At 70.4% G+C, this 12,793-nt stretch carries 1 protein-coding gene (cut by a window edge); it reads left to right on the top strand.

Annotation, left to right across the window (positions count from 1 at the left end):
• Positions 1-12,793 carry the end of a helix-turn-helix domain-containing protein gene (locus tag IU476_RS05915; RefSeq protein WP_195097249.1) on the top strand. The gene continues 17,648 nt to the left of window position 1, outside the view, so the window shows 12,793 of its 30,441 coding nt (coding positions 17,649-30,441); the start codon falls outside the window, past its left edge; the stop codon is at positions 12,791-12,793.

Genomic DNA, 12,793 nt, shown 5'->3' with positions numbered 1-12,793 from the left:
CAAGGTGATGGACACCGTCGGCCGCGCGGGCGGACTGGCGATCGAACCCGACGAGCCGAGCGGCACCATCGGCGCTCGCCCCTCCGACGAACCCGGCGACACCTCGGAAAACTCGGAAAACGGTGCGGCGGGGGTGTTCTCACCCGGCATGTCCGCCGCCGAGGTGCGCGCAGCCGTCGCGGGCGCGTGGACCGACCCCGACGGCGCACCGGCCGAACTCCCGCCGGAATTGACGAATGTCGCCGCGCTGCTGGTCGATTACGCGCTGCAAGTCTCCGGTAAGGACGGCGTGCGGATCAGTTCGTCGACGACTTTGACCGGCTCCGGATACACCGTCCGCGGATCCGTCCAAGGACGTTATGCCCCTGTGTCGTACAAGCCGCTGGTGGACAACTGGGGCGGCGAGATGTTCGGTGATTTCGAATGGACCGACCCGGGCGACGGCTCGGCCCCCACGTGGTCCGCGCGGCTGTGGGGAGACCGCAAGCGCTTCAAGCGACTGTCCGCGACCCTGCCCGCGCAAGTGGCCGACTCGATCCCGGGTTTCCCTGCCCAGCAGACACTTCCGGCGCTCACCGAGGCGTTGCAAGCCGCCTCGACTCGCAAGGGCGTGGGGCGGGGCGGCGGCCTGGGCATCGAAGGGCGGGACGGCCGCCTGCGGGTGCGGGTGGGCGATGGTGCCGCGTTCCTCCTGGGAACGCCCGGCACTTACGAGCAGACGATAGATCCGGGCGACCCGCAGGGCCCGTCGGATTTCATCGGCAGCAGACCACATGACCCCGAGATTCCGCCGATCGAACGGATCGAGCGGCTGCGGGGGAGCCTCGGAGTAAGGAAGGATCTGCTGACGTTCGCTGATGGACAACAGGTCATCCGCGAAACGTACAATTACGTCGAGCAAGCGGTAGATGAGTGGGCGACCGCGTTGCTCGCCCGAGCCGTCAAGGCGCCGGTCGGCGAAGTCCGGATGCAGATGCCGGAGTATCACATCCTCTATCGGGACCGTGCGCGTGTCTGGTGGGGCCAGGGCGACCCGCAGGCCGCCGACAGGCTCGGGATCTACCACGCCATCATCGGAAAGAAGAGTCGCTTCGCCGAGGTCTTCGTACGCCGCGAGGGCCGTCGCGCAGTGTGGCTGGACCACCACGTCCCTCGGCAGACCATCGCCGAGATCGGCCAGCACGTGAACGCGCTCGGAGATATCCTGTGGTCTCTGCCATTTCCCTATTCGCTCGTGTCGAGGATGCTCCATATCCAGGAGACGGCGATGTACGAGCTACGCAACGTAGCTGCGCACGCCGAGCATCCGTCGCTGATGGCCGGGCTGGACGATCGAACGCAGGCCAAGCGGCGATTGGTGGAGGCGTTCACACTGAACCACCCCTACATGGAGATAATCGGATTCGACAGTCGCTACGCCGCGATAGATGCCGTCGAGGAAGTTCTCGAAATGCTGGGCCGGCTGCTCGACAAGTACCGGTACACCCCGGGCTTCCAACGTCTCATGACCAACATCCGCGCACTGGGCACCGATATCCTCTTGGGGACACGGGCCGCGACGATGCCTCGAGACGACAGGAAAAGAGAAGAGGGACCGGACCTTCTCGCAGGCGCGGTGTTGTTGTTCAACCTCGAGTACGCCATCGACCGAAGCATCGCTTCGGGCGCCAGCCTGATCAGCGAATCACGCGGTGAGCATCCGAATTCGGGGAAGCCGTACGCGGATAATGTCCTCCATGAATTCATACACGCAGTCGACTACGCCAGTGGGGGCGAACTCAGCAAGAATCTGCCCACCGTGTTGCGCGAGGCTCACGCGAAGCTGAGACAGCTCGGCCTCAACGAAAGTTATGAGCAATGGCTGCGCCGACTGCCGCTCTTCGCCTACGCCTCGCCCGACATGAGTCGACGGGCGGCGATGGAAGCTCTCGCCGTAGGGTTCTCCGACGCGGAGATCAACGGCACCTACGTCGGCACCCCCCAATGGGTGATCCACGAGTACGTCACCAATCTCCGACCACCGGAAATCAACGCGAATACCCGCATCGGCGCCGAGGTCGACTACTCCGACCCCGCCGACCTCGTCGGCAGCAGGCCTACGGACGATGTCGGCAGCCGCCCCGGGCATCCGGAATTCCACTGGCTGGCGGCACGTCTTGGCACCCTCGCACGGTTCTTCACCCTCACCGGCTCTCCCGAACTTCGTGGCTACACCGGCAAACTGAGCAGCGACCTGCTGCCGCTCTCGCAGCGTCTCGACGAACTCGCCGACGAACTCCGAGGGCAGGGTTTCGGCGACTGGTACGAGCGGATCAAGGAGCAGCTGACCGGCTGGCTGGCGGAGCACGCGCCGGTCCTGCACCACCGCAATTCCTACGCCGCCGCCGACGGCATCGATCGGCAGGGCGCACGCGTCGGTGTGACCGGCGAGGTCAACGCGGCCGGCACGCTGCGCATCGTGATGAAGACCGCCGAGGGCACACCGCGCGGCGGGGTCATGTTCGGCGACCTGTGGGACGAGGTCGGCGATGTCGTGCACGGCATCGAAGGCACCTGGGCGAGTGCCGGCCCGGGACTCGCGGACAACCTCGACACCTTCAACGCCGGCCTCCGGAGCGGGCTCACACCCGAGGACGCCGCCCGCGCCACGTTCACCGGAAAGATGGCGGCCCGCAGAGGATTCACCGAGGTCCTCGTCGGCCACCTGATCGGCGACAGCGGAGACTACGTGCTGGCTCAGGTGACATTCGTCCGGCCGGCCCGGCTGTGGGAGGCCCGGTGCCGCGCCCTCGCCCGCGTGGCCGGAGTGCGATTCCCGGAACTGCTCGACCGGGCGGGTTGGTCCGCGGAACTCGCCCGCCTGCGCGCCGCGCATCCGGCCGGCGAACACGGGGACCGCGAGACACTGAACGCGCAGGTCGCGCGGCTGACGGACTGGGTCGCGCGGTGGTGGGCGGACCAGGACGCACACGACCACCCCGGGGTCGCCGCGGTCGTCGCGGAGGTGCTGCGGCGCAATCCCGGCGCGCGGCGGCTCACGGCGCATACCGTCCTGCTGCCGGGAAACGTCGTCGTGGTCGTCGCCGACGAGAGCCGCCACGACGACGCGCTGACCGACATGTTGCTCCACCACCTCGAGGTGCGCGCGGCGCTCCGGTCCACGGGATACACCGTCCGGCGAGTGAAACCTGTTGTCGAGCACGGTGATCCGGACGGCCCGGTGAGGATCGTGGAGCTGGGCGCCACTCGTGTCGACGCGGTGCGGCGCGGGTCCGACGATCCCGCCGCGGCTCGCCGCCGCCGCCTGCTCGAACAGGCTCGTACCCAGCTGCATCCGCTGCTCACCGGAAGCACCGGCTTCGGCGTCATGGCCGAGCACTTCCGCCGGCTGGCCTGGCCGGAACGCGCGGAGCTGGTACAGGACCGGTACGACGTGACCTCGCGGCTGGCGGGAGTGCCGTCGCGGTGGCGCAACCGAGCCGGCCGCGCCCGGCTCGCCGCCGAGTTGGAGCGGTCGCCCGGCGATCGGCGATCGGCGAATCTCGAGACCCTCGCCGCCGCGGTGGCGCGTGCCGAGCAGCGCGCCGCCGCGCTGCCGGGCCGGCCGGACGTGTACCTGTGGGCCTTCGACGCGGAGACCGGGTACGCGGTGCTGACCTTCGGCGACCCGGAGTTGGTCACCCGCGATGACGACATCGACGTGCACGTGCTCGACGACTTCGCGCGGCTCGGCACCGAAGTGGACCGGGTCGCCGACGCCTTCGCCGGCCACCCCCGGACCGGTGCCGACCACGACCGGGCCGCGGTGCTGATCGTCGGGCACGGAACGCCGGGTGTGACCGCACCGCCCGCCGCCCCGGGAATTCCGGCCGGGCTCGCCGATATGAGCGCCACCCGAGACTTCTATCGGCGCGCGGCGGCCCGGGCCGGGATGGATCGGAGCGGGCTCGTCCGGCTGCTGGAGGGCGCCCGCCGGGACGTCGCGTCCGAGATGTTGCGACTGGTGGGCCTCGTGCTGCCGGGCCATCCGGTGCGGCTCGTCGACGGGGCCTCGATCGAAGAGTTCTCCGCCGGAATGCCCGCCGCCGAGTTCGCCGCCCGCGCCGGTGCCGACCGGTCGGTGGTGTTCGACAGTCCCGACCAGGTCGCGCCGTATCTGGCCGGCCGGCCGGGCGCGCTCGCGGTACTGGCCGTGCGGAACCCGCGCCCCGCCGACGGCAACGGCATCGATCTCGTGATGGTCCGCGATGCCGGCGACGGCCGCCTCGTGCAGATCGACCCGAACGACGTCAACGCCGCTCGCGTCGAGGCGGGCGCGGCGGCCGCGGCGATGCTCACCCGCGAGTGGCCCCCGTTCGACCCGGCGGCGTGGTCGGGCAGGTGGGACAAGGGATTCGGAATCGTCCTGGACGCCGACGGTCCCGAGCGCCCGCTGCGCGGCGGCGAATCGGCCGGCGTACGCGGGCAGGATTATCCCGACGGCCTGATCGGCGCGCGGCCCTCGAACGGGGAGCGGGAAGGCACCCGGCGGCAGATCGAATACGCGCACGCGTGGTGGGGCGGCCTGCCCGACGATGTGCTTCCGCCGAACTCACAGGTGGCCGATTTCGCCGCGCGGCACGGATATACGTGGTCGCAGGCCACGATGGTGTGGGAGTACCCCGACGAGCTGGGGACGCTCCCCGGCATTCCGACGGCGGCTCGCAGACAGGCGAACGAGTGGGCGGCGCATGCGGCGACGGACCCGGACGCCCGTATGATCGCGGTGCTACCGGCTCCCCCGGGGTCCGACGTGCCGGCTCCCGCACGCACGCTTCGGCACGCCGAATTCGACACGGGCGAATACGAATTCGTTCTGGGTGAGGATCCGGAGTGGGCGGACAAGGTCGTGTACCTCGCTCTCGACCGCGACGCCGACCCCCTCGCCGAGTATTTCGTCGCCGCCGCCGAACTCGCTAGGCACATCCGGCAGTTCACTCCGGGCCTGAAGGTCTCCGTCGTGGCCTGGCGGCGCGGGCCGGAGGGCGACGACGCGGAAGCACAGCGGGCTCGCGGACAGTTGCTGCGCCGACAAATCCTGGCGGACAACCACTATCGAAGCCTGGTGAACCCGGCACCGGCCGACGTCACGGTGGTGGCGGCGGGCGGCGGCTGCCTCGCCGCGACCGCCACCGGTCTGTCGCGCGCGGACGGGCTGCACGGCGTGGTGCTGGCCGATCCGCGCCCCGGCGCAGGCTCTCTCGCGGAGCCGAATGCCGGTGCGCCGGTGCGGATTCTGTCGTCCGAACCGGGGGGCGAATGGTTCTCGGCCGGTGCGGCGGCCGCCTTGTTCCGCACCGCGCCGCCGGGTGAATCGAGTGCGCAGGCGCGCGAACGAGGGCAGGCCAACAACCTCGTCGCCACCGAATTCGTCTATCCGGCCGGGGATTCGGGCGACTGGACGCGGCTTCCCGAGCTCCTCGGCGAGGTCGACGGCATGCCCGCGAACGTGCGGTCCGGAATCAACGACGCGAAGATCTCGCGCGTCATGCGATCGGAAGGGCCGGACTCGGTCGCGGCTGTGGTCGCGGATGCGGTGACGATGTCCAGGACGTGGGCGGGCGAACACGACATCGTGTTGCCGCACACCTACTCCGCCGATCTGTCCGACCCGGACCGCGCCGAGGTGACACTGTCCTTCGGTGATCTCGGCGCGCAACTGCCGCTGCCCGCGGACCTCGCCGACCTGATGCCGTCCGGGAGACCGGCACAGAAGGTGCTGACCTTCGTCTTCGACGTGACCGACGACCCGGCGACGCTCGCCGCCCAGGCGGTGGCCGCCGCCGCCCGATTCGCCTGGGCGCGGCACAGATACGGCGATCGCCAGGTCGCCATGCTCGCGCACCTGCGATTCCGCCGCTCCGGCACCGACGACACGGAGTCGCCCGAAGTGCTGGCGCGCCGACTCGTCCGCGGGCTGGACGCACTGCAAGGGGCGCGGAAGCGCCCGGCCACACTCTGGGTCGAGGGGAGCGGACAGACCGGCCCGATCATCGCCGAGATGATTCGCGCCGACGCGGACGAGCCGGCCGGGCAGGCCGCGGTCGCGGCGGCGCACGACGACTCCGTGGTGTCCGGTGACCCCGACGCGCGCATGGCGGAGCTGCTGCCCGACCTGTGGCAGTGGGAACTCCGATACCGCGAGACCGCCGAACGACTCGATCGAGAACTCGCGGAAGACATCTCCGCCGCCCGGCGCGACGCGCTCCGGCAGCGCCGCGACCACGTGAGCGACCTGGCGCGCGGCATCGCCGCGGCGGTGACCCGATACGTCGAGGCGCAGCAGCTGCACGAAGCCGCGAAAGCGCGCACACCGGCCGAATCACTCTCCGGCGCAACCGGTCCCGCGGATCTCGCGCGGCACAACGCGCATGTCACCGAACTGATCCGGGCGAGCCGAGAACACCGGGAGCTGGCCCACAGGATCCTGGTGCTGCACGACGCGCACACCGCCTTGGCAGCGCTGGAATCCTTCCACGACCACCGCACGCCCGCCGATCCGCTACTGTCGCTGGATTGTTCGGATCCCGAGATCCACGCGTTGGCCGCCATCCCGGACCCGGTCCACGACGACCGGACGCGGCCGGAGCCGGAACGCCGCTACCGGGCACTCGGCGAACCGGATGCCTCCGGGCAGTTCCCGCTCTCGTACGGCCTCGCCGAAGACCCGGCCCACGGCCACCCGGACCGCATGCGGTGGCTGCGCGCGCGGCAATTCCTCGCCGATCTCCGTCTCGGTGAGCACGGCCTGACCGAAGACACCCTGACCGACCACATCGAGACCCACCACACCGCACTCCGCCGACTCCGAACCGTCCTCCGCGACCATTTCGACTACCCCGCCGCGCCCGACGGACCCGAAGGCATGATCGGCAGCCGTCCCGCGGAGCATCGAGAACTGTCGTGGCGCGCGGAGCTGCTGCTGGCCGCCGGGGCGCTGGGTGTCGACCCCGGGTTCGCGGCGCCGGGGACCGGCGGACGGCGGCAGCTGGAGCAGCTTCGGGACGGTGCGCTGCGCACGTTCAGCCGGGAGCGGCGGGCGGCGGGCGATCCTCGGCTGACCGGCGCCCCGGATGCGGTTCTGACCGTCGCGGAGATGGAAACCACGCTCGCGCAACTGGAGTCGGATCCGCTCGTCACCGGACAGCAGCGTGCCCTCGGCCGCCAGTGGCGGAACGCGCACCGATTGCTCACCGCGACAGACGAACTCGACGGGCCGACCGGGATCGCACCGCCGGGCGAGCACGTCCTGGATCGCTTGGCTGCGGCTATCGAGTTGTGGCGCACGGCCACCGGCGCAGAGTCGTACCGGGAAGCCAACAGGGCCGCCTACTATCCGGAGTACGTCGCCACCTCGCTCGATGCTGTGGACGCGAGCACCTGCCGCGCGCTGCTGCACCGCTACGACGAGCTCGACAGCGCGTTGGTCGCTCTCGGGCGCGCCTGGAACGAGCGGCGGGACGGGAGCGGGTCGGCCGCCGTCCTCGACGCCGTGACCGGAGGCGTGTGGCAGCACGTCTTCGCCGGGCTCGAACCGGCGACCCTCCACACGCTGCCGTCGGCGATCGATACGGTCCTCACCGCGTTGCGCCCGCTCGTCTACGGTCTCGACGAGTTTCCGGCGGCCTTGCTGCGCGCGTACGCCCTGTTGGATCTCGAGCGCCGCTTCCTGGACAAGCTCGTGCCGAGCCTGCGTGCCCGAGCCGACCGGCCCGACGAGAACCCGGCGGGTGCGCAAGCGGAATCGGCCGGACGCGATGACGACGGCACCTCCCCGACCGACCACATCGGCAGCAGACCGTCCTCCGACGACCTCGGCAGCATCGGCGCTCGGCCGTGGCCCGAGCGCATCGCGGCGGGCTGGCATCCCAGCGATGATCAGCGCGCCGGGACACGGCAGCGGGGCGGCGCCCCCGACGTCGGCTGGTTGACCTCGGTATTGGGCCCTCTCACAAGGCATTTCGATGTCTCGGGAGGGCGGCCCGCGCTTGCCGACCGGACCGAGGACGCCCTCGCGACCGATCTGCTGCCGCTGTGGCACCATCTCGGCGCGCTCGCCGCCGACTTCGACAGCCGGGGCCTCGGGTACTGGTACGAGCGGACCATGCTGGACCTGACCGGCCGGATCACGTCGACGCCGGTCGCGCGGTACCGGAATCTGTATGCGGCCGCACCGGGCGACATGGACGACAGGTATCACCCTGTCGGCGCCCGGGGCGAGGTCGATCTGTCCGGGAAGTTGCTCAGTGTCTTCATGACCGGGCCGGGCACGCCGTCCGGCGGCGCGATGTTCGAGGACGTGTGGCGCGAACTCGGCGACATCGTGCACGGGATCGCCGACTATTGGGCGCGGGAACGCTTCGGGCTCACGGACAATCTCGACTCGTTCAATGCCGCCGTGCGCGACGGACTGTCGCCCGAGGACGCGGCGCGCACCGCCACCTTCACCGGCAAGATGGCGCACCGGCGCGGGTTCACCGAGGTCGTCATCGATGTCCTCGAGGGCGAGCCCGGCAACTACGACAGAGTCGAGCTGACCTACGTCCGCCCCAGCCGACTGCGCGAAGTGCGCTGCCACATCCTGGGTCACCAGGCCGGAGTTCGGCACCCGGAACTGCTGAGTCGAACCGGCTGGACCGCCGAGATCGCCCGCCTGCGCGAGCACGCCGCCCAGGAGCTGCGCTCCAAACGCCGGGTGGCGGCGAGCGCGGGCCTGACCGCCGAGGCCTGGGCGAGCGCCGCGGCCGCGACGGAGGCGCGGATCGGCATCATCGAGCAACTCGCCGAGGAGACCGCGCGCTGGTGGGCCGAACAGGACGCCCGCGACCACGCCGCCGTCGCCACGGTCGCCGCCGACCTGCTGCGCCGCCACCCCGGCGCGATCCGGCTGGCGCCCAACGCCGTCCTGCTCCCCGGCCGCACCGTCGCGGTGATCGCGGAAGAAGGCTTCCACGACGACGCCCTCACCGACCTGCTCCTGCGCAACCTCACCCTGCGCGCCGGTCTCCGCTCCGCGGGCTACGCGGTACTCAGGTTGAAACCGGTTGTCCAGCAAGACAACTGGGGCAACACCCACGTGTGGGCGGAAGAACTGGGCGCGTCCCGGGCCGGGAACGGCACGGAAGGGCTGATCGGCGGCCGCCCGTCGGAGGATGCGGACGGTCCCCACCGGCCGACCCGGGGGGAGATGAGCGCTGCCGAACGAGCGCTGCAAGACCTCGGCCACGGCGTCGAGGAGCAGCAGAGCGAGCGGCCGACGCCGTGGAGCGGGTCGCGGGGGAGCGAGACCGGGGAGGGCCACATCGGGAGTCGGCCGGAGCCCGGGTTCGGGCCGAAGGCGACATCGGAGGAGTTGCCTGAGCTGTCGCTCACCGAGGAGCATGCTGCCGCGCTGTCGGACGCACTGGCCGAACGCGATCTGGCAGTCGACCGGATCATCGCTCGGACAGGCGAATTGGAGCACGCGCTCGCGTCGTTGGTCAATTCGTCGGGAACCGTGGACATGGTGTCTCCGGCCGGTGTCCGCGACGAACTGACTACGTTCTTGGACGCGAAGTTGGCCGCCTACATCGAGACTCCGGCGGGGCGGCGTGACCGGACGATCGCGTTCCTGCGTGACGTCAGCGCGCGGCCACGTCTCGAGGAGAGCGATATTCGCGCGCTCACGGAGATGGTTCCGGTACAGCACCGCGGACTCGCCGCGTTGCTTCCCGGGGCGAAAGATCGTTATGTCCAGGCGCTGCGCACCGCCGCCCGGTCTCGGCTCGCGGAGTTGGAGTCCCAACGTACGGAGACATCCCGAGGCGACGACGCGGTATGGCGTTTGCGGCGCGAGGTCGGGACGCAACTAGACCGCGTCGCGAAGGTGTTCGACCACCACGGCGCACGGCGAACGATCCAGCGCCTGCTCGACGACATCGAGTCGTTGCGGTCCGAATCATCGGCGGCGCGCCGGCGTATCGGCATCGGCTGGAACGATATTCCGGACTACCTGCTGGCACCGATGTTGTCGGAGGTCGTCCGAGGTCTGCGCACCAGAGACGAGGTAGTCGACGCGGTCGCGGACATTGCCGCACCCCGGCACATCAGCGCGATCGTCGAGGACGCGTTGCGGACGGCCGAACGGTCCGCGGTGCGCGTATTCGCCGAATCCTCGGTGCGCGGATTCGTATTCCGGGAGCGCGACGCACGCAAGGTCAGGGCCTTGGCGGACACCATTGCCCGGGTGCGCGCCATGGTCGGTCTCCCCGAGACGACCGTCGATCCGGTTGCTGAGGTAGCGGACAAGTCCGCGGAGCACCGAGCCGATTTCGACGTCTTCGTGGATCCGGCCGACACGTTGTATCTGCACTTCACCCCGAACATTCGCGCGATCGCCGCGGCGGGCGCGATCCGGTCCGGCGCACACGACGACGTACTCAATACGACGGCCGCCCATTCGGTCGGAGTGCATTTCATCAAGCCGGGGAACTGGCAGGGGACGGAAGATTTCGGCATGTACGTCGGCTACGCCGGACTCAGCCGCACACTCGAACCCGGAAACAGCACCGCGCTGCCCGCCGCGCTCGGCGCGATCGTCGTGCTGCCGCTGGGCGCGATCGCGAAGGTCACGCCGGTCCGCAACGAGGCCAAGACGACCGCCCCGGACGGGGCCCATCTGGCCAGCGACGCCACATTCCGTCCACTGAACGAGGATCCCAGATACGCCTACCCTCTCGACGACGCCTACATCATTCCCTGCTACAGCGACCGGCAGGTTCCTCGGGAACAGCGTCTGAGCATCGACCCCGACACGGGGGAACGAAGCGTGCGACCGGTCGCCGAGCCGATCCGCGACGCCTTTCGCAGCGCCGGGTACGACGAGGCTTGGATCGAGCGGCACGTCATCGAGCTACCGGAACGCATCGCGGCGGACCCCGAGACCCGCATGCTTCACGGCCGGTACGACCGTACCCGACGGCTGATCCAGCAGGCGCAGGACGAGATCGTGCGGCGGATGGCCGAGGACGGGACGTACACGGATCGACTCGTCGTTCCGTTGACCACCGAGCACGGCCGGCAGTTCGAGACGCTCGATCTGCACGGCACACCGCGAGAGGGTTACTACTCGGCGTCCGCTCTGGCCGTCGAACGGCTGATCGTCACCGACCGGCGCCACGATTCGGTAGGCAGCCGGCCGTCGGAGGGATCCGAACAGCACGGCCCGGCGCACGAGGAGGGTGCGTCGACGCCGTGGTCGCGCTCGGGCGATCGGGCCGGAGCGTCCGATACAGCCGACTCCGCGCCGCGCCCGGATCCGGGGACTGTGCCGAAGGCGACGCCGTGGTCGGCCGCGGACTCCGAAGGGGTTGGTGCCCGGCCGCATGATTCGGCGGAAGGCCCTGGGCGGCAAGCGGTTCCGCACCCGCACGGATTCGAACGTGTCGAGGACTGGTTGCGTGCGCTGCGGGTGGCGCTGCCGCACCGGCACGAAGAGATAGACGCGATCCTCGGGTCGCCCGCGGGGGCCTCGAACGCGATCGGCGAGTTGCGCGCGTTGATGCGGCGCGAGCCTTCGGTGCGGCAGCTGTACGCGGCGCTGGCGCAGCACTTCTTTCCCGCCCTCGCGACGGTGTCCGGGCCGGTGATCGGGGCGGGGCTGCGGTTCTTCCGGGAGCAGGCCGGATACAACGCGGCCGGGTTCGCCCATCGGCTCGGCGTGCTGGAAGTGACTGTCGCCCACCGGGAATCGTCCGAGCGGCTGCCTCCCGCGACCACGGCGTGGCAGGCGCACCTGCGGGCGCTGGCGGCCGGGACCGGTCCCGTCGACGACAGCGCGGAGGTCGGTGCCTGCCTCGGGACGATGCGGGCGCGGGTGGGCCTGCCGGTGCGGTACGTCGCCGAGAAGATGGGTGTCGCCCCCGAGGTCGTTGCGGACCTCGAGGCCGGTCGGCGGTGGCCGGAGCGGTCCGAGGTGGAGGCGTACCTGCGTGCCCTGACGCCCGGCAAGCCGCGCTTCCCCGAAGGGTACGGGCACACGGGCGAATATCTCAGGTTCCTGCGCGCGGACGCGGGCGTGCCGCTCACGGAGGCCGCTCGCCGCGCGGGCATGTCGAAAGCCAAGATGGTCAACCGCGAATCGGGACGGGCGCATCCCGGACCGGAGTTCGTGGAACTGTATCTGCGGGAGTACGGGCAGGGCGGGGTGACGGCGGCAGAGATCGCGGACTGCTCGAACGCCCCGGAACCTCCCGCGCCGCCTCGCACCGGAATCGCTCCGCTGGAGTGGGTGTTCCCGAGTCCGGCGGGCACGCGGTCGCTCGGCGAGTACATGGCCGTGTTCCAGCGGGAGAACGGGCTCACCGTCGCGGTCACGAACGACCTGTTCGGGTATCACCGCTTCCGGCAGGATGAGTCGCGGGCCGTCCCCGAGCTGTCGGCGCTGCGTGCCTACGACCGCTTCCTGTTCCAGGCCGGTCCCTGGAACGACTTCGCCGAGGCGTGGGGCTACACCTACCGGATGGGCCCGGAGGGTGAAAAACCACCGCAGGCAGGCGAATTCACGTCCGCGTACGCCTGGGTGGACGCCACTCGCCTGTTCCGGCGCAGTCTGTGGGGCGTATTCGACGCGTTCGCCGGGGACCGGGCCCGTGCGCTGCGAAGTCGCCCCGACGCCGCGTACCTGGCGGGCCTGCGCGACGCCGGGCACATCTCCGAGGAGACCATGCGGGCCGCGATGGCGCTCTTCGACATTCCCCCGAATCCCGCCCCGTGA

Source organism: Nocardia blacklockiae (genome assembly GCF_015477355.1).
In the GTDB taxonomy this organism is placed as follows: Bacteria; Actinomycetota; Actinomycetes; order Mycobacteriales; family Mycobacteriaceae; genus Nocardia; species Nocardia blacklockiae.
The sequence above is the reverse complement of the archived record's forward strand: the minus strand, read 5'-3'. Positions and strand labels throughout refer to the sequence as shown.